This is a genomic window from Streptomyces sp. NPDC052040 (assembly GCF_044548405.1).
Lineage (GTDB): Bacteria > Actinomycetota > Actinomycetes > Streptomycetales > Streptomycetaceae > Streptomyces.
Genome location: NZ_JBIUBV010000011.1, coordinates 148,460 through 170,691, shown reverse-complemented (window position 1 = coordinate 170,691; position 22,232 = coordinate 148,460). Strand labels below are relative to the sequence as shown.

21 protein-coding genes and 1 tRNA gene are annotated in these 22,232 nt (G+C 72.1%); 10 read left to right on the top strand and 12 right to left on the bottom strand.

The annotated features are described in order from the left end of the window. Nucleotides 1-50: 50 nt before the first annotated feature. Entirely contained in the window at nt 51-1,253 is a 1,203-nt protein-coding gene (locus tag ACIHAA_RS22295) for an Ig-like domain-containing protein (protein WP_399819764.1), read from the bottom strand. A 158-nt stretch (nt 1,254-1,411) separates the two neighbouring features. Continuing rightward, nucleotides 1,412-2,437: a P1 family peptidase gene (locus ACIHAA_RS22290; RefSeq protein WP_399819762.1), complete on the bottom strand. Its 1,026-nt coding sequence runs from the start codon at nt 2,435-2,437 to the stop codon at nt 1,412-1,414. Between the two features lie 162 nt (nt 2,438-2,599). Here ACIHAA_RS22290 and ACIHAA_RS22285 point away from each other — a divergent pair, with 162 nt between their 5' ends. After that, nucleotides 2,600-2,794 carry a hypothetical protein gene (locus tag ACIHAA_RS22285; protein ID WP_399819760.1) on the top strand — a complete coding sequence of 65 codons (195 nt, stop codon included), beginning with the start codon at nt 2,600-2,602 and terminating at the stop codon, nt 2,792-2,794. A gap of 67 nt (nt 2,795-2,861) precedes the next feature. On the opposite strand, the gene mscL is transcribed toward ACIHAA_RS22285, so the two are convergent. From mscL to ACIHAA_RS22255, 6 genes are all read right to left on the bottom strand, one after another. Next, the gene (gene mscL / locus ACIHAA_RS22280) at nt 2,862-3,332 is read right to left on the bottom strand and encodes a large conductance mechanosensitive channel protein MscL (protein ID WP_399819758.1); all 471 of its coding nucleotides are present in this window, start codon (nt 3,330-3,332) and stop codon (nt 2,862-2,864) included. 135 nt (nt 3,333-3,467) lie between these two features. Further along, nucleotides 3,468-4,010: a hypothetical protein gene (locus ACIHAA_RS22275; RefSeq protein WP_399819869.1), complete on the bottom strand. Its 543-nt coding sequence runs from the start codon at nt 4,008-4,010 to the stop codon at nt 3,468-3,470. 363 nt (nt 4,011-4,373) lie between these two features. Further along, a complete protein-coding gene (locus tag ACIHAA_RS22270; protein WP_399819756.1) occupies nt 4,374-5,207 on the bottom strand; it encodes an S-methyl-5'-thioadenosine phosphorylase in 834 nt (277 codons plus the stop codon). A gap of 129 nt (nt 5,208-5,336) precedes the next feature. Further along, nucleotides 5,337-5,675 carry an FmdB family zinc ribbon protein gene (locus ACIHAA_RS22265; RefSeq protein ID WP_399819754.1) on the bottom strand — a complete coding sequence of 113 codons (339 nt, stop codon included), beginning with the start codon at nt 5,673-5,675 and terminating at the stop codon, nt 5,337-5,339. Between the two features lie 68 nt (nt 5,676-5,743). Beyond that, a complete protein-coding gene (locus ACIHAA_RS22260; RefSeq protein WP_399819752.1) occupies nt 5,744-7,012 on the bottom strand; it encodes an MFS transporter in 1,269 nt (422 codons plus the stop codon). 506 nt (nt 7,013-7,518) lie between these two features. Then, nucleotides 7,519-9,060, bottom strand: a complete 1,542-nt coding sequence (locus tag ACIHAA_RS22255; RefSeq protein WP_399819750.1) for a potassium/proton antiporter — start codon at nt 9,058-9,060, stop codon at nt 7,519-7,521. A gap of 262 nt (nt 9,061-9,322) precedes the next feature. On the opposite strand from ACIHAA_RS22255, the gene ACIHAA_RS22250 reads away from it, so the two are divergent. Continuing rightward, on the top strand, nt 9,323-12,148 hold the full coding sequence (locus ACIHAA_RS22250) for a penicillin acylase family protein (protein ID WP_399819748.1): 2,826 nt from the start codon (nt 9,323-9,325) through the stop codon (nt 12,146-12,148). 535 nt (nt 12,149-12,683) lie between these two features. On the opposite strand, the gene ACIHAA_RS22245 is transcribed toward ACIHAA_RS22250, so the two are convergent. Then, nucleotides 12,684-13,307 (bottom strand): 5-formyltetrahydrofolate cyclo-ligase, encoded by a 624-nt coding sequence (locus ACIHAA_RS22245; protein WP_399819746.1) that lies wholly within the window; start codon nt 13,305-13,307, stop codon nt 12,684-12,686. A gap of 144 nt (nt 13,308-13,451) precedes the next feature. Between ACIHAA_RS22245 and galU the strand changes: the two genes are divergently transcribed. The 7 genes from galU (at nt 13,452) to ACIHAA_RS22210 (ending at nt 19,058) form a co-directional block, all read left to right on the top strand. Beyond that, a complete protein-coding gene (galU, locus tag ACIHAA_RS22240) occupies nt 13,452-14,354 on the top strand; it encodes a UTP--glucose-1-phosphate uridylyltransferase GalU (protein ID WP_399819744.1) in 903 nt (300 codons plus the stop codon). 4 nt (nt 14,355-14,358) lie between these two features. Next, nucleotides 14,359-15,678, top strand: a complete 1,320-nt coding sequence (gene glp, locus ACIHAA_RS22235; protein ID WP_399819742.1) for a gephyrin-like molybdotransferase Glp — start codon at nt 14,359-14,361, stop codon at nt 15,676-15,678. Nucleotides 15,679-15,874: 196 nt separating this feature from the next. Then, nucleotides 15,875-16,354 (top strand): cyclic pyranopterin monophosphate synthase MoaC, encoded by a 480-nt coding sequence (moaC, locus tag ACIHAA_RS22230; RefSeq protein WP_399819740.1) that lies wholly within the window; start codon nt 15,875-15,877, stop codon nt 16,352-16,354. Further along, nucleotides 16,351-16,932 carry a molybdenum cofactor biosynthesis protein B gene (locus tag ACIHAA_RS22225; protein WP_399819738.1) on the top strand — a complete coding sequence of 194 codons (582 nt, stop codon included), beginning with the start codon at nt 16,351-16,353 and terminating at the stop codon, nt 16,930-16,932. The genes moaC and ACIHAA_RS22225 overlap by 4 nt, the downstream gene beginning before the upstream one ends. Further along, nucleotides 16,929-17,561, top strand: a complete 633-nt coding sequence (locus ACIHAA_RS22220; RefSeq protein ID WP_399819867.1) for a GNAT family N-acetyltransferase — start codon at nt 16,929-16,931, stop codon at nt 17,559-17,561. Before ACIHAA_RS22225 ends, ACIHAA_RS22220 begins: the two co-directional genes overlap by 4 nt. A 173-nt stretch (nt 17,562-17,734) precedes the next feature. After that, complete coding sequence (gene glpR / locus ACIHAA_RS22215; protein ID WP_399819736.1) at nt 17,735-18,898, top strand: gephyrin-like molybdotransferase receptor GlpR; 1,164 nt, start codon at nt 17,735-17,737, stop codon at nt 18,896-18,898. A gap of 86 nt (nt 18,899-18,984) precedes the next feature. Beyond that, nucleotides 18,985-19,058, top strand: a tRNA-Ala gene (locus ACIHAA_RS22210). A 154-nt stretch (nt 19,059-19,212) separates the two neighbouring features. Here the strand turns inward: ACIHAA_RS22210 and ACIHAA_RS22205 are convergent. Together ACIHAA_RS22205 and ACIHAA_RS22200 are read right to left on the bottom strand one after the other, a co-directional pair. After that, nucleotides 19,213-19,881 carry a hypothetical protein gene (locus ACIHAA_RS22205; RefSeq protein WP_399819734.1) on the bottom strand — a complete coding sequence of 223 codons (669 nt, stop codon included), beginning with the start codon at nt 19,879-19,881 and terminating at the stop codon, nt 19,213-19,215. 336 nt (nt 19,882-20,217) lie between these two features. Then, the gene (locus ACIHAA_RS22200) at nt 20,218-20,694 is read right to left on the bottom strand and encodes a GNAT family N-acetyltransferase (protein ID WP_399819732.1); all 477 of its coding nucleotides are present in this window, start codon (nt 20,692-20,694) and stop codon (nt 20,218-20,220) included. Nucleotides 20,695-20,759: 65 nt separating this feature from the next. Between ACIHAA_RS22200 and ACIHAA_RS22195 the strand changes: the two genes are divergently transcribed. Then, complete coding sequence (locus ACIHAA_RS22195) at nt 20,760-21,560, top strand: exodeoxyribonuclease III (protein WP_399819730.1); 801 nt, start codon at nt 20,760-20,762, stop codon at nt 21,558-21,560. A gap of 33 nt (nt 21,561-21,593) precedes the next feature. Here ACIHAA_RS22195 and ACIHAA_RS22190 read toward each other — a convergent pair whose 3' ends face one another. Further along, the gene (locus ACIHAA_RS22190; protein ID WP_399819865.1) at nt 21,594-22,214 is read right to left on the bottom strand and encodes a MerR family transcriptional regulator; all 621 of its coding nucleotides are present in this window, start codon (nt 22,212-22,214) and stop codon (nt 21,594-21,596) included. Nucleotides 22,215-22,232: the final 18 nt, after the last annotated feature.

Here is a 22,232-nt window from a genome sequence, read left to right as displayed (position 1 = left end):
GCCGCGCGGATGGTTCCCGCGCGGCCCGAGTTTCTGTCAGGGCGTCCTGGTCAGACGGCACTTCCGGCGGTCCAGGCGCCCCACGCCATGTTCCATCCGTTGAGGCCGTTGTCCGGGCCGACCTTGGTGTCCGGGGAGTTCTTGACGATCACGAGGTCCCCGACGAGCGAGTTGTCGAAGAACCACTTGGCGGACGTGTCGCCCTGCGCGCTCTGCACATCCGCCAGCCCGATGCAGCCATGGCTGGTGCCCGCGCGGCCGAAGGGCGGATTGCCCTTGTTGTACCAGTAGTTTCCGTGGATGAAGGTGCCCGAGCCGGTCAGCCGCATCGCGTGCGGGACGTCCGGGATGTCGTACTCACCGCCCATGCCGACCGTCTGGCTGTTCATCCGGGTCTGGACGAACTTCTCGGAGATCACCATCTGCCCGTTGTACGTGGTGTGCTGCGGGCTGCCGGTGGAGACCGGGATCGACTTCACTGTCTGTCCGTCCCGCACCACCGTCATGGTCTGCGTCCGGACGTCCACCGTGGAGACCTGGGAGCGGCCGACGGTGAAGTTCACGGTCTTCTTCTGCACGCCGTATATACCGGGCGCACCCTCGACCTTGTCCAGGTCTATCTTCATCGTGACCTTGGAGCCGGCCTTCCAGTAGTCCTCCGGCCGGAAGTCCAGCCGCTGGGAGTCGAACCAGTGCCCCACGACCTGCTGCCCGCTGCTGGAGGTCACCGAGATGTGCGACTGGACGGCCTTCTTGTCGGTGATGGCCCGGTCGAAGGTGAAGGACACCGGCATGCCCACGCCGACCGTGGCGCCGTTGTCAGGCGTGTACGTGCCGATGAAGCTCTTCGCCGACGAGACCGTGGTGAAGATGGAGTTGGCGGCCGCGACCCGGTTGTTCGCGTCCTTGGCGGTCGCCGAGATCTCGTACTTCGTGCCGCGGTCCAGCTGCTCCTTGGGCTTCCAGGACGTCCCGTCCGCGGAGATCGCCCCCGGCACGGCGGTGCCCGACCCCGCCACCGTCATCTTGACCTGGGTCAGTTTGCCCTCGCTGACCTTCACCCCGGTCGCGTTGATCGACGCGTCGGTGGAACCGTCCTTGGCGCTGATGGCGATCGACGCCGTGGACGTCTTGGCGTCCTTCGCGTCCTTGCCCTTGTCGCCCTCGGCGCTGGCGCTGCCACCGCAGGCGGTGAGGGTCAGGGCGCCGACCATCAGGGCGGCACTGGCCCCCAGTACGCGCCGCGCTCGCATGTCCGGCCTTGTCACGGGCTTCTCCAGGTCTTCGTGGTGGTGGCGTGATCCGCTTCCGTACGTGGAGAAAGAGCTGAGGTCCCGGCACAGGGTTCCCGCAGCAACCGGGTGAACACCACTGCGTGACAGAACCGGGACAATCACCGGCCCCGCCGTTGTCACCCGCCGTACAACTCCTCGTAGGAAACCCAGGATCCGCCGGGCCCGTCGACGGGTACGGCGGCACGCACGGCCCGCACGATGGCGCGCGTCACCAGGTCCGCGCCTGCCGCGAGGACCTCGTTGAGCGCGAGGGGGCCCGTCGGGGGGAGCGGGCGGGCACCGGTTGCCAGCGCGAACACCGTGTCCCCGTCGTGAAGCAGATGCACGGGCCGGATGGCGCGCGCGAAGCCGTCGTGCGCCGTGCCCGCGAGCTTCTGTGCCTGGGCCTTGCTGAGGTCGGCGTCGGTCGCCACGACCGCGAGGGTCGTGTTCAGCGGAGGGGGACCGGACCTCGCCGCGGCCTCGGCGAGGCGCCGTTGCGCCGCCTCGTGGACCTCCCGCGCGGGCAGCTCGACCCGGCCCTCGGCCAACTCCCCGTACAGCACACCCGTGGTCGGCTCCACCACCGAGCCCGCCGCGTTGCACACGACCAGGGCGGCCACGGTGATGCCCGAGTCCAGCACGGTGCTCGCCGTGCCCACCCCGCCCTTGAGGGGGCCGACCGCCGCGCCGGTGCCCGCGCCGACACAGCCCTGGGCCACCGGTGCGCCCGGTTCGCCCGCGGCGGCCGCCTCGACCGCGGCCCGGCCGAGCGCCGCGTCCGGACGGGCCCGGAAGTCGCCGCCGCGCCCCAGGTCGAAGATGCAGGCGGCGGGCACGACCGGCACCACATGGGCCGGGTCCGGACCGACGCGCACCCCGCGCCCGCGCTCCTCCAGCCAGGCCATCACGCCCGACGCGGCGTCCAGCCCGTAGGCGCTGCCTCCGGTGAGGACGACGGCCTCGACCTTCTGCACCAGATTGCGCGGGTCGAGCGCATCGGTCTCCTTGGTGCCGGGCCCGCCGCCGCGCACCTCCACCGCCGCGACGGCCCCGCCCTCGGGGGCCAGGACCACCGTGGTGCCGGTCAGCCAGCCGTCCCCGGTCCGTGCGGCATGCCCCACCCGCAGACCCGCGACATCTGTCAGAGCGTCAACTGTCATGCGTCCATGATCCGCCGCCGGGAGCCATTGCTGGGAGTCACGGCTGCTGCGGTTGCCCGCTGCCGCTGCCGCTGCCGCTGCCGCTGCCGGTGCTCTGGCGGTGGTGCCGCTGCCGGTGTCGGGTCTGTCCGGGGTGGTGCGGTTCGGACGTAGGCTGGAGGCATGAGCGCCACCCCCGACCGCGCGCCGCGCGATGCCAAGCCCGACCCCAAGGACGCCCTGGTCTTCGACGACCCGCTGAGCCGGCCGTCCTCGGACGACACGGACCAGGGGTGGGGCGAGCGGCCGGGTTCGACCGGCGGCAGCGCGGCCGACCTGGCGCGTTTCCTCGACGAGAAGCCGCCCCACCACCTGTGAGGGCCCCGGGCCGGGCCCGGCAGAGCCCGTCGGCCCGCCCGGCATGGTCCGCCCGGCCGCGCGGCCGCTACGACTCGCGGCGCCCCGGGCCGCGCTGGGCGATGAGGGTGTCCCGGATCTCCTTGAGCACCTCCAGCTCGGTCACCTCCATCACCTCCTGCGTGCTTTCCTTCGCCTTGCGGCGCGCCTCCTGCCGGGCCAGGAACTTGGCCATGGGCAGAACCATCAGGAAGTAGACGACGGCCGCCGTGATCAGGAAGTTGAGCGTCGATCCGAGGACCGAGCCCCACATGATCTGAATCCCGGTCGCATTCGCGCCGGTGCCTGTGCAGGGCGCCTGGATGCATGAGCTGTAGCCGTCCAGGGACTGGGTGCCGAGGGCACCCACCACCGGGCTGATGACCCCCTTCACCACGGAGTTCACAATGCCGGTGAAGGCGGCGCCGATGACCACCGCGACTGCCAGATCGACGACGTTCCCCCGCATCAGGAACGCCTTGAATCCCTGTAGAACGCCCGGCTCCTTCTTCTCGCTCACCGCTGAGCCCCTCCTTGACTGCACATGGTGCGGAACGAACAGCTCCGCAACCTACGTCAGGGCCTCCCACATCTGTCCACCCCGGGGGCGCTCCAAGGGGATGCCGAAGCCCGGTCGACGCGTGGGGCCGGGCGCTCAGCACAGTGTCACCGCCAGGCGGGAGGCGGCGCCCGCACCGGCCAGCCGCGCGGCCACGGCACGCGGCACGGAGAGCACGAGCAGCGCCCCGGCCTCCGTGGGTCCGGCGTCGGGCACCCGGACCACCCGGGCCCCGGCGGCGACCACCGAGGCACGTCCGCCGCCGTCCGCCGCGATGACATCGACCCGGGCGCCCGGCCGCAGCAGTCGAACGGTCTCGGCATCCGCGATCCGGACCGGAGCGAGGACCGTCTCGGCGGGTGGCCGCGGCTCTCTCGCGGGCCCGGCCGTCGCCCCGGGGCGGCCGTCGGCGCCCGGATGTCCCCGTGCCCCCTCGGAACGCCCCGGTCCCGCCGCGACCAGCGCGGCAGCGGCGACCGCCAGACCGACGGCCAGGGCTCGCCGCCGGTGCCGCAGCAGACGGCACAGCCGGGGCCGCCCGCCCCGCACCCGCAACGGCCCGAAGTGCGGTACCGCACAGGTCGGAGGCGCCCCCGACCCGGGATACGCCAGGTCTGGGGCCGTACCGGGATGCGCCAGGTCTGGGGCCGTACCGGGATGCGTCAGGTCTGCGGCCGTATCGGGATGCGGCAAGCGGACCGCCGTATCGGAATACGGCAGATATGCGGAAACGTCGGAATAGGGTGTGCCGACGGAGGGCAGGCCGTGTCGAGCCATGGTGATCACCACCTGAGTCGTGGAAGCGGATGCCCTCCACGATGAGGCCCTGCGGCGCTGCTCGCCGAAGCCCGTGGACGACCGGCCGTTTGTGGACAACTCGCCCACCCGAACGAGCTGTTCCGCCTCCCGAACGACGTGATCCGCCCGCCCGCGCCCCGCCCGCACCCCACCGCGCCCCGCCCGCTCTCGCGGCATCCATCACCACATCACGGCGTCACCGCATCACGGCATCGCGAATCCCGGGTCCATCCCGCCCAGCGCCGTCGTGCACAGGCAGTCCCGCTCGTCGTTGGCCGGAAGGCCCGCGACCGCGTCGAACAGAACGCCGCGCAGCCGGTCCACATTGGCCGCGAACACCTTCAGCACCTCGTCGTGCGAGACGCCCTCACCGGTCTCGGCCCCCGCGTCCAGGTCCGTGACGAGGGTCAACGAGGTGTAGCAGAGCTCCAGTTCGCGGGCGAGGGCGGCTTCGGGGTGGCCGGTCATTCCGACCACGGACCAGCCCTGCGCCCGGTGCCACAGCGATTCGGCACGGGTGGAGAACCGCGGGCCCTCGACCACGACCAGCGTGCCGCCGTCCACCGGCTCCCAGTCCCGTCCGCGCGCCGCCGCCAGCGCGGTCTTCCGGCCGGCGGGGCAGTAGGGATCGGCGACCGAGACATGCACCACGTTGGGCACGGAGCCGTCGGGCAGCGGCAGTCCGTCGAAGTACGTCTGCGCCCGGGCCTTCGTGCGGTCCGCCAGCTGGTCGGGGACCAGCAGGGTCCCGGGCCCGTACTCGGGGCGCAGCCCGCCCACGGCGCACGGTCCGAGGACCTGCCGGACGCCGACGGAGCGCAGCGCCCAGAGGTTGGCGCGGTAGTTGATCCGGTGCGGCGGGAGATGGTGGCCGCGGCCGTGGCGGGGGAGGAAGGCGACCTTCCGGCCGGCGATCTCACCGAGGAAGAGGGAGTCGCTGGGTGCCCCGTACGGGGTGTCGACCTGTATCTCGGTCACGTCGTCGAGGAACGAGTAGAAGCCCGAGCCGCCGATGACACCGATTTCTGCGTTCGCCATGGCGAGCACAGTAGCCGCCCCCGGACGGCGCGATTCCCGCTGCCGTCGCAGTGGGGGAGCAGGGCCGCGGGTGGCCGGAACACGCCGACGGCCCCGCTGTCGTACGACAGCGGGGCCGGGGGTGCCGCCCTATGCGGCGGAGCTGCTGGAAGCGGCGCTCTTCGACGACCCGGAGCCGGACGACGAGGAGGACCCCGACGAACCCGACGAGGAGGAGTCCGAAGAAGAGGAGCCCGACGAGGACGAGCCCGACGGCTTCGACGACGACGCGGGGCTGCTGCTCGAAGAGGAGCCGCGGCTGTCGTTCCGGTAGAAGCCGGAGCCCTTGAAGACGATGCCGACCGCGGAGAACACCTTCTTCAGGCGGCCACCGCAGTTGGGGCACTCGGTGAGTGCGTCGTCGGTGAACTTCTGCACCGCCTCGAGGCCCTCGCCGCACTCGGTGCACTGGTACTGGTAGGTCGGCACGTGTCTTCCTCCTGGCACTCTCACTCAATGAGTGCTAACGACCATCCATAGTGACGTATTCCTCGGGATCAGTCCACCGTGACCGCGGAGCGGTGACCGACGCCACGTGCCACGGTGCGCCCGTGGGACGGGACGGCAAGCCGTGACCGCAGGGTCAGCAGGGTCGCCAGAGCCAGGACCGTTCCGGCCATCGGGACGAGGAATCCGGCGCCGCCCCACAGGCGGTCCTCCAGCTGTCCGGCGACGGTGACCGCGGCGGCCTGGCCGAAGGCGACCGCTCCCGTCATCCAGGTGAAGGCCTCGGTGCGGGCGCCCGCCGGGACCAGGCTCTCCACCAGGGTGTAGCCGGTGATCAGGGAGGGGGCGATGCACATGCCGACCAGGAGCCCGAGGGCCGCCAGCAGGAGCACGGAGTGCGCGGTCCACAGGGCGGAGGCGGCCAGCGCCAGGGCGGTGTAGCCGACGAGGATGCGGCGCTGCGGGGCGACCTTCCAGGCGATGGCGCCGCAGACGATGCCGGAGAGCATGTTGCCGGCGGCGAAGACGCCGTACAGGACACCGTTCAGCCCGGGGGAGCCGATCGACTCGCTGAACGCGGCCAGCGAGACCTGCATACCGCCGAAGACGGAGCCGATGCCCAGGAAGGTCACGATCAGGACCCGCACACCGGGGATGCTCAGCGCGGAGGTGTGCTCCACCTGCTCGTGCGCCCGGGTGACGGGCGGCTGGGTGCCCTTCTGCGCCGCGAACAGCACACCGCCGACCAGCGTCAAGCCCGCCTCGGTCAGCAGGCCCGCGGCCGGGGCCACGGTGGTGCACAGGGCGGTCGCCAGCAGCGGTCCGAGGACGAAGGTCAGCTCGTCGGTGACCGACTCGAAGGCCGCCGCCGTGGACATCAGGGGCGAGTCCTGGAGCTTCACGCCCCAGCGGGCCCGCACCATGGGGCCGACCTGAGGCACCGAGGCGCCGGTCGGGACGGCCGCCACGAACAGGGCCCACAGGGGCGCGTGCGCCAGGGCGAGCGCCGTGAGGGACGAGGTCGCCAGGACGTGTACGAGGATGCCCGGGAGCAGGACCGTCCGCTGGCCGTAGCGGTCGGCGAGACGGCCGCTGTAGGGCGCGAAGAGCGCCATGGAGATGCCGGTGGCGGCCGCGACGGCGCCCGCGGCCCCGTAGGAGCCGGTGGTGTGCTGGACCAGCAGCACGATGGACAGGGTGAGCATCGCGAAGGGCTGACGCGCCGCGAAGCCGGGGAGCAGGAATGTCCAGGCGCCGCGGGTGCGCAGCAGTTGTCCGTAGCCCGGACGGGACGACTTCGGGGTGACCGTGGATGCCACGGCCGTGCCTTTCTGCCGCCTGGTAGCGCGGTCCCTTCCGGGGGCCCGTTCGCTGTGCGAGGGCGCGCCGAGAGCTGTCCTCTTGCGCGGACTGCGGTAGATACCGGTGCCTACTGCTCGCGGGGTCCGGCCGCCATACGGTCGCGCCAGCTCTGCGTCAGGCAGAGTTGGTTCGATCAAGGTCGCCTTGATTGTACAGAGGTGGAGGGGGAGTGTGCCTGTGAAAAGGGGCACTGCCGGGGGCTCCGCCTGTGATCGGCGGGGTGTGAACCGGAAGAAACACCCCCGTAACGCCCGCCCCGCACGCGCCCCGCCTGCCCTACGCACCCCCGCCCGCACCCCCGGCCAAGCGCCCCCCTCAAGGCACCCCGGTCCGCCCCGCCCGCACCCCCGGCCAAGCGCGCCCTCAAGGCACCCCGGTCCGCCCCGCCCGCACCCCCCGGCCAAGCGCGCCCCTCAAGGCACCCCAGTCACCTCGCCCGCACCCCTCCGCCCATCACGCCCCCTCACGACACCCCGGTCGCCCCGGCTCCCCCGCCGCCGTTCCCCAGTCCCAGCCAGCCGGCCAGCTTGCCGCCCTGGCCGACGGCGCGCAGGCGTCGTTCCGCCGCGTCGCGGACCTGGTCGGTGGCGACGACGAGGAGTTCGTCCCCGCGCCGCAGGACCGTGGTGGGCAGCGGCACGAAGGAGGTGCCCTCCCGGACCACGAGGGTGACCGCGGCCCCGTGCGGCAGCCGCAGCTCGCTGATCTCCACGCCGTGCATCCGGGAGCCCTCCGGGATCGCGACGGAGAGCAGATGGCCGCGCAGCCGCTCCAGGGGCGCCGACTCGATGCCGAGGTCGGCGGCCTCGGCGCCCTTGCCCAGCCGTAGGACGCGGGCCAGCCAGGGCAGGGTCGGGCCCTGGACCAGGGTGTAGACGACGACCAGGACGAAGACGATGTTGAAGATGCGGCGGCTGCCGTCGACACCGTTCACCATGGGGATCGTCGCCAGGATGATGGGGACCGCGCCGCGCAGCCCGGCCCACGACATCAGCGTCTGCTCCTGCCAGGGCACCCGGAACGGCAGCAGGCTCAGCATCACGCTCAGCGGGCGCGCCACCATGGTCAGCACCAGGCCGATGACCAGGGCGGGCAGCACGTCGTCGCCCAGTTCGTGCGGGGTGACCAGCAGGCCCAGCAGGACGAACATGCCGATCTGGGCGATCCAGCCGAGCCCCTCCGCGAAGCCGCGGGTCGCGGGCCAGTGCGGCAGCTTGGCGTTGCCGAGCATCATCGAGGCGAGATAGACCGCGAGGAAGCCGCTGCCGTGGGCGAGCGCCCCGCCCGCGTAGGCCATGACCGCGATGGCCATGACGGCGATCGGATAGAGACCGGAGGCGGGCAGCGCCACATGGCGCAGGCCCCAGGAGCCGAGCCAGCCGACCGCGAGGCCGATGGCGGCGCCGATGGCCAGCTCGGCGCATATCTCGAGCAGCAGCCGGTACCAGGACTCCACCGGCCCGGCGGTGGAGAAGGCGACCACGAGGATGACCACCGGGGCGTCGTTGAAGCCGGACTCGGCCTCCAGGACGCCGGTCACCCGCGAGGGGAGCGGGATCTTGCGCAGGACCGAGAAGACCGCCGCCGCGTCGGTCGACGACACCACCGCTCCGATGATCAGCGCCTGCCGCCACTCCAGGCCGCTCAGATAGTGCGCGCCCGCGGCCGTGACCCCGACGCTGATGGCGACACCGAGCAGCGCCAGGGCGCTCGCGGCGGGCAGGGCGGGCCTGATCTCCTTCCACTTCGTGCCGAGGCCGCCCTCGGCCAGGATCACGACCAGGGCCGCGTAGCCGATGACCTGGGTCAGCTCGGCGCTGTTGAAGTGGATCCCGCCGACTCCGTCCTGCCCCATGGCGATGCCGATGCCCAGGTAGACGAGCAGGCTGGGGAGCCCGCTGCGGGACGAGATGCGGACCGCCGCCACGGCGACGAGCAGGACGAGGGAGCAGACGAGCAGAAGCTGGTTGAGGTGGTGGACAGTCAGCGGCCGTTCCCTTCTCACCGATCCGGGCGCCCCGGCGGGGATGCCTCGGACCCGGCGGAGGACAGAGATTCCGCCGGGAAAACTTCAGGACAGGTACTTCGTTACCTTACCTAACTCTTGACGCTTTCTTGACGCTTCGGGGCGCATGATCGACCTCCGGTCCGAGGCGCGTTCCCGACTCCGCGTCCGGGCTCCGCGGGCCCTGCGCCTATGGTTGCTCCAGCGCTCAGTAGAAAGCACAGCCCGCCCTGCCGCTCGTGTTAGGACAGCAAGGACAGCGATGCCCCCCAACACCACCGCCTCTTCCGGCCAGAAGCCCGGCAAGTCCGGCAGGAAGAAGGGGCGCAGAGCCCGTCTGCTTTTGATCGTGCTGGTTGTGGCCCTTGTGGGAGGCTTCGGCTACGGCGGGTTCTGGTCCGTCAGCACCGTCCGTGCCTCTTTCCCGCAGACCACGGGCTCACTCACGCTCCCGGGCCTGTCGGGCCCGGTCCAGGTCAAGCGCGACGGCTACGGGATCCCGCAGATCTACGCCTCCTCCGACGCGGACCTGTTCATGGCGCAGGGCTACGTCCAGGCGCAGGACCGGTTCTACGAGATGGACGTGCGCCGCCATATGACGTCCGGACGCCTGTCCGAGATGTTCGGCAAGGGGCAGGTCAAGAACGACCAGCTGCTGCGCACCCTCGGCTGGGACCGGGTGGCGCAGCAGGAGTACGACACCAAGCTGTCGCCCGCCACCAAGAAGTACCTCCAGGCGTACTCCAAGGGGGTCAACGCCTACCTCAAGGGCAAGGACGCCAAGCACCTCTCCCTGGAGTACGCGGCGCTGAACCTCACCAACGACTACCGGCCCCAGCCGTGGACGCCGGTCGACTCGGTCTCCTGGCTCAAGGCCATGGCCTGGGACCTGCGCGGCAACATGCAGGACGAGATCGACCGGGCGCTGATGACCAGCAGGCTCGGCCCGAAGCAGATCGCGGACCTGTACCCGCAGTACCCCTACGACCGCAACAAGCCGATCGTCCAGGAGGGCCAGTACAACGCCGTCGCCAAGGCGTTCGGGCAGAGCGGCGGCTCGACGGGCGGCTCCACGACGACCGGCACCGGGACCTCCACGACGGGCACGGGCACGGGCGCCACGGCTACGGGCACGGGCACCACGGCGACCGGGACCCCCGCCTCCGGCACTCCCGCGTCCCGGGGCGGCTCGAGCCTGGGGAGCCAGCTGGCGGGCATGTCCTCGTCCCTCGACGACCTCCCGGCGGCCGTGGGCGTGAACGGCGACGGCATCGGCTCCAACTCCTGGGTCGTCGCCGGCAGCCACACCATCACCGGCAAGCCGCTGCTGGCCAACGACCCGCATCTGTCGGCCTCGCTGCCCTCGGTCTGGTACCAGATGGGGCTGCACTGCACCACGCTCTCCCGCTCCTGCCAGTACGACGTGACCGGCTACACCTTCGCCGGGATGCCGGGCGTGGTCATCGGCCACAACCAGAACGTCGCCTGGGGCATGACCAACTCCGGGGTCGACGTCACCGACCTCTACCTGGAGAAGCTGTCCGGCGACGGATACCTCTACGACGGCAAGGTCAAGCCGTTCACCAGCCGCACCGAGACGATCAAGGTCGCCGGCGGGTCCGACAAGAAGATCGTCGTCCGGGAGACCAACAACGGTCCGCTGCTGTCCGACCGCGACGACGAGCTGCTGACGGTCGGCAAGAAGGCCACCGTGAACACCGCGGCGCCCGACCGCGGCGACGGCTACGCGGTGGCGCTGCGCTGGACCGCCCTGGACCCCGGCACCTCCATGGACGCCGTCTTCGAGCTGGACAAGGCGTCGAACTGGGACGAGTTCCGCGCGGCCGCCCGGGACTTCGACGTGCCCTCGCAGAACCTGATCTACGCCGACACCAAGGGCAACATCGGCTACCAGCTGCCCGGCAAGATCCCCACCCGCGCCGCCAACGACGACGGCTCGGTCCCGGCCCCCGGCTGGGACGCCGCGTACCGGTGGACGGGCTTCATCCCCAAGGACGCGCTGCCCTACGAGTACAACCCCAAGCGCGGCTACATCGTCACCGCCAACCAGGCCGTGGTCGACAAGAACTACCCCTACACGCTCACCACGGACTGGGGCTACGGCACCCGCAGCCAGCGCATCGCCGATCTGATCGAGTCGAAGACCAAGAACGGCGGCAAGATCTCGACCGACGACATGCGGCAGATGCAGCTCGACAACAGCAGCGAGATCGCCAGGCTGCTGGTGCCCAGGCTGCTCAAGATCGACGTCGCGGACAAGCACGTCCGCGAGGCGCAGAAGCTGCTGGAGGGCTGGGACTACACCCAGGACGCCGACTCCGCGGCGGCCGCCTACTTCAACTCCGTGTGGCGCAACATCCTCAAGCTGGCCTTCGGCAACAAGCTGCCCAAGGAGCTGCGGGTCAAGGGCCAGTGCCTGTGGGTCTCGCCCGCCGACAACACCGGTCCGGCGGACGCCGACCAGAAGGTGCGCGAGTGCGGCGAGCGGGACGCGGACCAGGCGCAGCCCGACGGCGGCGACCGCTGGTTCGAGGTGGTGCGCTCCATCGTGGACGACCCCAAGAACGACTGGTGGCAGTCGCCCGGGACGCGCACCGACCCCGCGACCACGACGCGTGACCAGCTGTTCGCCCGGGCCATGAAGGACGCCCGCTGGGAGCTGACCGCCAAGCTCGGCAACGACCTGGACACCTGGAGCTGGGGACGGCTGCACCGGCTGTTCCTGAAGAACCAGACCCTGGGCACCGACGGCCCCGGGATAATCCAGTACATGCTCAACCGCGGGCCCTGGAAGCTCGACGGCGGCGAGGCGACCGTGAACGCCACCGGCTGGAACGCGGCGGGCGGCTACGGCGCCGTCTGGGTGCCGTCGATGCGGATGGTGGTCAACCTGGACGATCTCGACAAGTCCAAGTGGATCAACCTGTCCGGCGCCTCGGGGCACGCCTTCAGCGCCCACTACACCGATCAGACGGACAAGTGGGCCAAGGGCGAGCTGCTGCCGTGGTCGTTCTCGAAGGGCGCGGTCGACAAGGACACCGCGGACACCCTGGAGCTGAAGCCCTGACCCCGGCTGCCCGCTGACAACGGCCCTCCACGCCCGCGTGGAGGGCCGTTTCCTTGTGCGGCGCCCCGCGCGACCGGCCAGCCGCGCCTGCGCGGGCGACTGCTGCGACCCGCGGGCGGCCCGGTGCCGCTGCGCGGACGACTGGTGCGGCTGCGTGGGCGCGCGCCCGCTTGCGCCCCGCGAGCGGCCAGCTGCGACCGTACGGTCGGCCAGGCGCGGCTGCGCGGGCCGACCAGGGCGCCTGCACGAGCGGCCAGCCGCGGCCGCGCCGGGCCGATCAGGCCGATCAGGGCGACCGCATGAGCGGCCAGCCGCGCCTGCGCGGGCGACTGCTGCGACCCGCGGGCGGCCCGGTGCCGCTGCGCGGACGAGTGCTGCGGCTGCGTGGGCGCGCGCCCGCTTGCGCCCCGCGAGCGGCCAGCTGCGACCGTACGGTCGGCCGGGCGCGGCCGACCAGGCCGACCAGGGCGCCCGCACGGGCGGCCAGCCGCGGCCGATCAGGCCGACCCGGCCGCCCGCACGGGCGACGCTGCGGCTACGCGGGCGACCACGGTGACTGCGCCGGTGGCTGTGCGGTGGACGGGCGGCGGAAGCGGCGTACGCCCGCGGGTGTCACCACCGCGTGCACCGGACGGTCGTGCTCCTCGTCCGGGACGTGCCCGAGGACCTCCGCGTCGTACAGGAGCACCACCAGCGCCGGATCCGTGCCCGCGCGTTCCAGGCGGGCCAGCACCCGGTCGTAGGAGCCCCCGCCGCGGCCGAGGCGCATCCCGCGGGCGTCCACGGCCAGACCGGGCAGCAGGACCGCGTCTGCCGCCCGGACGGCCTCCGGGCCCAGCCGGGCGCCCGCGGGCTCCAGGAGGGCCATCCGGGAGCCGTGCCGGACCCGGACCAGGCCCTCGGGCCCGGTGTAGACGCCCCAGTCCAGATCGTTGTCCGGCAGAAGCACCGGCAGCAGGACCCGGACGCCCCGCGCGCGCAGGGCGTCCAGCAGCGGCGGGGTGCCCGGCTCGGTCCCCACGGACACATACGCCGCGACCGTGTCCGCCCCCGCCAGCTCGGGCAGTTCCAGCGCCCGGCGGGCGAGCGCGGCCGCGGCCGCCGCCACGTCATGCGCCGTCAACCCGGCCCTTGCCGCGAGGAGCCCTCGCCGCAACATTTGTTTGCCAGGCTCCGCTTCGTGTTTCATGGGAACCACTGGTCACCGCCCTGTCCGTGCCCGGTTGCGTGAGGTCTGCCCATAGGAGAGCAAACCAACCGGAGCCTCGGATACCGCACAAACCCACCCGATATGGTGGCGGGCATGACTGAGTCGAACCCCCGGATCACCAAGGCTGTCATTCCCGCGGCGGGCCTCGGTACCCGGTTCCTGCCGGCCACCAAGGCCACCCCCAAGGAAATGCTGCCGGTCGTCGACAAACCGGCGATCCAGTACGTGGTCGAGGAAGCGGTCTTTGCGGGGCTCGACGACGTACTCATGATCACCGGTCGCAACAAGCGCCCCCTCGAGGACCACTTCGACCGCAACTACGAGCTGGAGTCGGCCCTCCAGAAGAAGGGCGACGCCCAGCGGCTCGCCAAGGTCCAGGAGTCCAGCGACCTCGCCACCATGCACTACGTCCGCCAGGGCGACCCCAGGGGCCTCGGCCACGCCGTGCTCTGCGCCGCCCCGCACGTGGGCCACGAGCCCTTCGCTGTCCTCCTCGGCGACGACCTCATCGACCCGCGCGACCCCCTGCTGGCCCGCATGGTCGAGATCCAGGAGCGGCTCGGCGGCAGCGTCATCGCACTGATGGAGGTCGCCCCGGAGCAGATCCACCTCTACGGCTGCGCCGCCGTCGAGGCCACCGGGGAGGACGACGTGGTCCGGGTCACCGGGCTGGTCGAGAAGCCGGACCCGGCGGAAGCCCCCTCGAACTACGCGGTCATCGGCCGCTATGTCCTCGACCCGCACATCTTCGACATACTGCGCAAGACCGAGCCGGGCCGGGGCGGCGAGATCCAGCTCACCGACGCCCTCCAGCAGCTCGCCGAGGACGAGAAGGTCGGCGGCCCCGTGCACGGTGTCGTCTTCAAGGGCCGCCGCTATGACACCGGCGACCGGGGCGACTACCTGCGTGCCATTGTCCGACTCGCATGCGAACGTGAAGACCTGGGGCCGGACTTCCGGGCCTGGCTTCGCAGTTACGTATCCGAGGAGATGTAGCGACTTGAGCGCCGCCACGACCCCCGCCACCGGTCAGGACCGTGTCTGGACGGTGGACGAGCACCTGGAGGACATCCTCGCCGCCGTCCGCCCGCTGGACCCGATCGAGCTCCAACTGCTCGACGCCCAGGGCTGTGTGCTGGTCGAGGACGTGACGGTGCCCGTCTCCCTGCCGCCGTTCGACAACAGCTCCATGGACGGCTACGCGGTGCGGGTCGCGGACGTGGCGGGCGCGGCCGAGGACTTCCCGGCCGTCCTGACGGTGGTCGGCGATGTCGCGGCCGGGGCGGCAAACCCGATCCGGGTCGGCCCCGGCCAGGCGGCGCGCATCATGACCGGCGCCCCGCTGCCGCCCGGCGCGGAGGCCGTGGTCCCCGTGGAGTGGACCGACGGCGGACTGGGCGGCGGACCGGTCTCCGGGATGCGCGCCCGGAGCCTCTCGCCCGAGGACGCCTCCGGCCAGGTCCGGGTCCACCGCCCGGCCAAGGACCGCGCCCATGTGCGCGCCCGGGGCAGCGACGTCCAGGCCGGGGACCTCGCCCTCGCCGCGGGCACGGTCCTCGGGCCCCCGCAGATCGCGCTGCTCGCCGCGATCGGCCGGGGCGCGGTCCGGGTGCGCCCGCGCCCGCGCGTGGTCGTGCTGTCCACCGGCAGCGAACTGGTCCAGCCCGACGAGCAGTTGGCGAACGGCCAGATCTACGACTCCAACAGCTTCGCCCTCACCGCCGCCGCCCGGGACGCCGGGGCGATCGGCTACCGGGTGGGCGCGGTCGCCGACGACCCGGACACGCTCCGCTCCACCATCGAGGACCAGCTCGTCCGGGCCGACCTCATGGTCACCACCGGAGGGGTGAGCGTGGGCGCGTACGACGTCGTCAAGGAGGCGCTCTCCGCCGTGGCCGAGGGCGAGGAGGGCGGCGGTGTCGACTTCCGCAGACTTGCCATGCAGCCCGGCAAGCCCCAGGGGTTCGGCTCCGTCGGCCCCCAGCACACCCCGCTGCTGGCCCTGCCGGGCAACCCGGTGTCGTCGTACGTCTCCTTCGAGCTGTTCGTACGGCCGGTGATCCGCACCCTGATGGGCCTCAAGGACGTCCGCCGCCCCAGGACCAGGGCCGTCCTCTCCGCCGAGAAGGCGCTGACCTCGCCCGCGGGGCGGCGGCAGTTCCTGCGCGGCCGGTACGCCGACGGCACCGTGACCCCGGTCGGCGGCGCGGGCTCGCACCTGGTGGCGGCCCTCGCGCAGGCCGACGCGCTCATCGTCGTCCCCGAGGACGACACCTCCGTAGAGCCGGGCACCGAGGTCGAGGTCGTCCTCCTCGGCTGACCCCGCCGCCCGGCCCCGGCGCGGGGCGGCGGCCATCCGCGCCGGGGCGCCGCGCCCGGCCGCCGGGGGAGGCGTGTCCACCGGGGCGTCCGTTCCGTGGACCGTGCCCCGCCGGGCCCGCGGACTTGGCGGTACCGTGTCGCGCACAACGGCCCGCGCGCCGCACCGCCGGGCCCGGACATGGAGCGCGCAGCAGATGAGTACGCCAGACCGACTGACCCACATCGACGACGCGGGAGCAGCCCGCATGGTCGACGTCTCCGGGAAGGACGTGACGGAACGCACCGCCCGCGCCAGCGGACGTGTGCTGGTCACGCCCCGCGTGGTGGAGCTGCTGCGCGGCGAGGGCGTCCCCAAGGGGGACGCGCTGGCCACCGCGCGCATCGCGGGCATCATGGGCGCCAAGCGCACCCCGGATCTGATCCCGCTGTGCCACCCGCTGTCGGTGTCGGGTGTGACGGTGGACCTGGCGGTCGCGGACGACGCCGTGGAGATCACGGCGACCGTACGGACCACCGGCCGCACGGGCGTCGAGATGGAGGCGCTCACCGCGGTCGGTGTCGCGGCGCTGACCGTGGTCGACATGGTGAAGGCCGTCGACAAGGGAGCGGTGATCACGGACGTGCGCGTGGAGGAGAAGTCGGGCGGCGCGTCGGGCCACTGGAGCCGGGCATGACGGCACCGGCCGGGCAGCCGTCCGGTGACGCCCTGACGGCGCCGTACTCGGCCCTGGTGGTGACCGCGTCCAACCGCGCCGCCGCCGGCGTCTACGAGGACCGCGGCGGCCCCCTGGCCGCGGAGGCGCTCACCCGCTTCGGGTTCGCCGTCGACGGGCCCTGGGTGGTCGCGGACGGCCATCCGGTGAAGCAGGCGCTGCGCACCGGCGTCCGGGCCGGCTACGACGTGATCGTGACGACCGGCGGCACCGGTGTCTCGCCCACCGACCGCACCCCCGAGGCCACCCGCGCGGTCCTCGACTTCGAGGTGCCGGGCATTCCCGAGGCCATCCGGGCGTTCGGACGGGAGAAGGTGCCGACCGCGGCGCTCTCCCGGGGGACGGCGGGGGTCGCCGAGGGGACCCTGATCGTCAACCTGCCGGGCTCCACCGGCGGTGTCCGGGACGGGCTGGCCGTCCTGGAGCCGCTGCTGCGGCACGCCGTGGACCAGCTCCGCGGCGGGGACCATCCGAGGGCGGACGCGGTCGGAGCGGCGCCGGGCGAGGAACGCCCCGGACCGAGTGGGGGTGCGAGCTGAACGGCCCGTCCTGGCCCGTCGAGCTGGCGGACGGCGATGTCGTCCTCCGGCCGATAAGGCTGCGCGACCAGCGTGCCTGGCGCGAGGTCAACCGGCGCAACCGGGAGTGGCTGCGACCGTGGGAGGCGACGATTCCGCCGCCCACCCCGAGCGGTCCGATAGCGCACCGGCCGACCTACCGCCAGATGGTCCGGCATCTGCGCCGGGAGGCGTCCGCGGGCCGGATGCTGCCCTTCGTCATCGAGTACCAGGGCCGTCTGGTGGGCCAGTTGACGGTGGCCGGGATCACCTGGGGCTCGATGTGCTCGGGGCATGTGGGCTACTGGGTGGACGAGGCCGTGGCGGGCCGCGGGGTGATGCCGACGGCCGTCGCGCTGGCGGTGGACCACTGCTTCCGGACCGTGGGGCTGCACCGGATCGAAGTCTGCATTCGCCCCGAGAACGGGCCGAGCCGCCGGGTGGTGGAGAAACTCGGATTCCGCGACGAGGGGCTCCGGCCGCGTTATCTGCACATCGACGGGGCCTGGCGGGACCATCTCGTCTTCGCGCTCACCGCGGAAGAGGTGCCCGAGGGGCTGCTCGCCCGCTGGCGCCGGTCGCGGGCCCGGGGGAGCCACCCCCAGAAATAAAATGTATGTTCGAAATTGATCGGCTCACGATCGGCTTGGGGTCACGCATTAGCGGTCCCGTCGGCCTGCTGATCGCATCGGTCGCAAAAAAAGTTCGAAATATCAGCCAGATCGTGCGACACACCGGCCCAATTGGCGGATGGCCCCACGCAAACCCCTCTACCGTGTGAGGCGTGAGCAGCAGCGGCCTCATTTACGCAGTCATTGTCGGGGCCTGGGCCGCCTACTTGGTGCCGATGTGGCTCCGTAGGCAGGACGAGCTCAACGAGTCTCGTCCGACGGAACGCTTCAGCACAGCCATCCGGCTGCTGTCCGGACGGGCGGGCATGGAGCGCCGATACGCCAAGGACCTGCGGACGCGCTCCACCGAGGAGGGGGAGCCCGGCGGGCACCCGGACGGCACCACCGGCTCGGTGGACGTCCGGTCCTTCGCCATGCCCCCCGAGGGGCGGCAGGAGCGGGTGCCCGTCGAGCCCAAGGCCCCTCCCGCGCCGGAACCGGTCGCCCGGCCGCGGTCCGGCAGGCCCGCGCCCCGGCCCGCGGCATCCTCGGCGGAGGCCAGGGCCCGCGCCCGGCGCTCGAAGGTGCTCGCCCGGCGCAGGCGCACCACCGTGATGCTCTTCCTCACCTTCACGCTCGGCGCGATCGTCGCCGCGGTCGGCGGGCTGGCGTTCCTGTGGGCGCCCGCCGTCCCCGCCGTGCTGCTGAGCGCCTACATCGCCTATCTGCGGTCCCAGGAGCGCAAGCGGTTCGTCTACACGATGGACCGGCGCCAGGCCGAGGTGGCGGCGCAGCGGCTGCGGGAGCGGGGCCCCCGCCGGAGGCCCCCGGTGACTGCCGAGGCGGACGAGCAGCCGGAGGACGGACCAGAACCGGAGAGCGACCCCGGCCTGTCCGCGCTCGCCGCCGACCGCCGGGCCCTGGTGGAGCAGACCGATCACGCCGAGTGGGTGGACCAGCAGCGCGAGCGGCAGCGCCGCCCCGGGCACGGGGACAGCTGGGACCCCGTGCCGGTGCCGCTGCCGACCTATGTGACCGCGCCGGTCGCGCCCCGGGCGACGCCCAGCGTGGACCTCGGTGCGCCGGACGCCTGGAGCTCGGCCCGCTCCAGCGCGGCGGAGTCGTCGGCGCCCGTGCCCGGCGTCTCCGCGCCGGACCACGGCGAGCCCGACCCGGAGGAGGAACCCGGCGGCACCCAGGACCACCCGGAGGCCGACGGCGACGGCCGCTGCGGCGCCCGCAGGGCGGCCTCGGCGCGACGGTCCCGGGAGCGCGGGCGCACCCCGCTGTTCGACCAGTACGAGGACGGGGAACGCCCGCGGGCGGCCAACGAGTAGGACCCGGCCGGACCCCCTCGGCTGACCTGGGCAGGAACGGATTTCCAGACCGGCCGATGAGGATGCTAGAGTTTCACTCGTTGCAAGGGCCTGTGGCGCAGTCCGGTAGCGCACCTCGTTCGCATCGAGGGGGCCAGGGGTTCAAATCCCCTCAGGTCCACCGCAACAACTGTTCTTGAGTTCGCTCAGGAATGGTTGACGAAATCCCGCTGATCTTCGTGATCAGACGGGATTTTCGTCTTTTCCGGGGTCTGTTCGATGTGTGGTCCGAATGGTGCTGGTCATGGAGGCGGTTGCCTGACGCTTGGGGCCCGTCAGAGCGTTGACGGGTCCTGGACGGTATAGCCCAGTGCGCGTGCTCGCCCTGCCACGGTCGTGTAGTCCGCTGTCGGCGACAAGGAACGCACCATCTGCCGGCTCAGCGGCGCTTGGGCCAGAACCGCCGCCACGGCATCACGGTCGACCTTCCGCTCGAAGTAGTCCTCGGCGAAGCCGACGTAGGCATCCGCGCTGCCGTCGGCGAGAAGCCCGAACAGCCAGTCGGCCCCGTCCGACTCGTCGGCGGCGAACTCGACCGGGCCGCACTCCCAGGCCTCCGCGTCCTTCTCCCGCCACGCGCACACCGTCGCGTCGAAGAATCCGTCGAAGTCGAACTCCGGCGCCGCCGCGTAGCGCGCGAGCGACGAGGGCAGGCCCTCAAGAAGGCCAGGCCAATGCGCTCGGGGCGATGCGCGCCAGGGAGTGGCGTCACACTCGTGATCGAACCCGAAGAGGAACACCCCGGCCGGATCGAACACGACGGCGTACTCGTCGCCGGAGCCATTGGTCATGGAGGCCAGGTCCACGCCGTCACGCCAGTTGGAGGTGAACGCGTGTGTGGGAGCTGCTGCGTCAAGGATGGAGTCGAGCAACGCGAAGGCCCGGCATCGGACATGCAGAACATCAGGAGGGGGAAGCAACGGCAGCAGCGCGTGAACGGTCATCCCCCGTATTCAACTGCCGACCACTGACATCGGCCGTCACAGGTCAACAGCACTCCTGCTGGTGATCAGCAGGGGCTTCGGCATGTCGTACGGCGGACCGTGCGGGTGACGGGTGGTATGCGGACGGATCGGGTGGTCTGTAGCGGGTGCACCTGGCTGAGGGGGATGCCTTCGCGGGCCAGAACGAAGGCCAACGCCAGCATGGCCGTACGTGCGTTGCCGTTATGGAGCGGCCGCCCCGTCGGCCGGAGACCGTCGCCGGTCAGCACTCCACCGCGACGACCTCCGGCCCGGCCGGAAGTCTCCCGGTGTCCCGCGGGGGCGGCCCGGTGTGGCCTACAGCGGCTTCGCGAAGCAGAGGCTGAGGTCGTGGTGGCGGTAGTAGCCGAACTTGGTGCACGGCTCGTAGCCGCTGGAGGTGTAGAGGGCCACGGCCTCCGGCTGCTTGGCGCCCGTCTCCAGGACCATCCGGGTGCGGCCGGCCGCGCGGGCGTCCTCCTCCAGGGCGGCCAGGATGCGGCGGGCCAGGCCGCGGCCGCGCAGCTGCGCGATCACGAACATCCGCTTGATCTCGGCGTCCCCGTCGAGGTAGCCCTCGTCGTTGGTGTCCTGGCGGCGCCAGCCGCCCGTGGCGACCGGGCGCTCCTCCTCGTCGTAGGCGATCAGATAGAGGCCGGACGGGGGCAGGAACATCGCCGGGTCCAGCTGGGTGGCGTCGCCGCCGTCGCCGTAGCGCAGGTGGTACTCCGCCTGGACCTCATCGCTGAGCTTGACGGCGTCGGGGTGGTCGAAGGGGACGCGGCGAATATTCATGCTGCCAACCGTATATTTGTGTATCGCGGACGGGGTCCTCTCCAGTGTGCCGGTAGGGTTCCCGGGTGCTGACTGTGACCTCCGTGAATGTGAACGGGATCCGGGCCGCCGCGAAGAAGGGCTTTGTGGAGTGGCTGGCCGGGACCTCCGCCGATGTGCTGTGCCTCCAGGAGGTCCGCGCCGAGCCCGGGCAGATCCCGGCGGAGGTGCGGGCCCCGGAGGGCTGGCACACCGTGCACGCGCCCTCCGTCGCCAAGGGGCGGGCCGGGGTGTCGCTCTACACCCGGCGCGAGCCCGACCGGGTGCGTATCGGCTTCGGGTCGGCGGAGTTCGACGGCAGCGGGCGCTATGTCGAGGCGGATCTGCCCGGGGTCACCGTCGCCAGCCTCTATCTGCCCTCCGGTGAGGTGGGGACCGAGCGGCAGGACGAGAAGGTCCGCTTCATGGCCGAGTTCCTCGGGTATCTGAAGGAGCTGCGGGAGCGGGCGGCCGCCGACGGGCGCGAGGTCCTCGTCTGCGGCGACTGGAACATCGCCCACCGCGAGGCCGACCTCAAGAACTGGCGCGGCAACCGCAAGAACTCCGGCTTCCTGCCCGAGGAGCGGGAGTGGCTCGGCCAGGTCTTCGCGCCCGAGGAAGGCGGCTACGTGGATGTGGTGCGGGCGCTGCACCCGGACGCCGAGGGGCCGTACACCTGGTGGTCCTACCGGGGCCGCGCCTTCGACAACGACTCGGGATGGCGGATCGACCTGGCCGCGGCGACCCCCGCGCTCGCGCGGCGGGCCGTGAAGGCCGTGGTGGAGCGGGCCGCCAGCCATGACGAGCGCTGGTCCGACCACGCCCCCGTGACGGTCGTCTTCGAGTGACCCCGGCCCGCCGCGGGAGGTCCCGCGGCGGGGCTACGGCTCGCGCATCCGGCGGTCGAGGGCCAGGGAGAGTTCCGCCTTCACCACCTGCTGGGCCAGCGGGCGCAGCCGCCGGGTGTCCGCCGGGGAGCGCTGGTGATCGGTCATCAGCTCCGCGAAGACGTCCGCCAGGGCCTCCGTGTGCTCCCGGACCCGGCGGGCGGCGGCCAGGACGTCCGTGAGCGGGATGCCCTCGCGGACCAGAGCCACCGAGACATCGAGGAGCCGTCGGCTGATGTGGACGATCTGGGCGCCGTCCGTGCCCAGATAGCCCAGGTCGAGGGCGGCGGCCAGATTCTCCGGGGTGGCCTGTGTGCCGAACTCGTCCGCCAGCGCCTCCAGGGGGAGGCGGACCGGGGTCTCCTCGGTGGGCGCCCCGACGCCCAGCAGATCGCCGACGTCCCGCCCGTGGTCGAAGGCCTCGGCCAGCTCCGCGATGCCGCTGAGGGTGTGGCCCCGTTCCAGCAGCGCCGAGATGGTGCGCAGCCGGGCCAGATGGGTGTCGTCGTACCAGGCGATCCGGCCCTCGCGGCGCGGCGGCCCGATCAGTTTGCGCTCGCGGTAGAAGCGCAGGGTGCGCACCGTGATGCCGGCCTCCTCGGCCAGCTCCTCCATGCGGTACTCGCGCCGCAG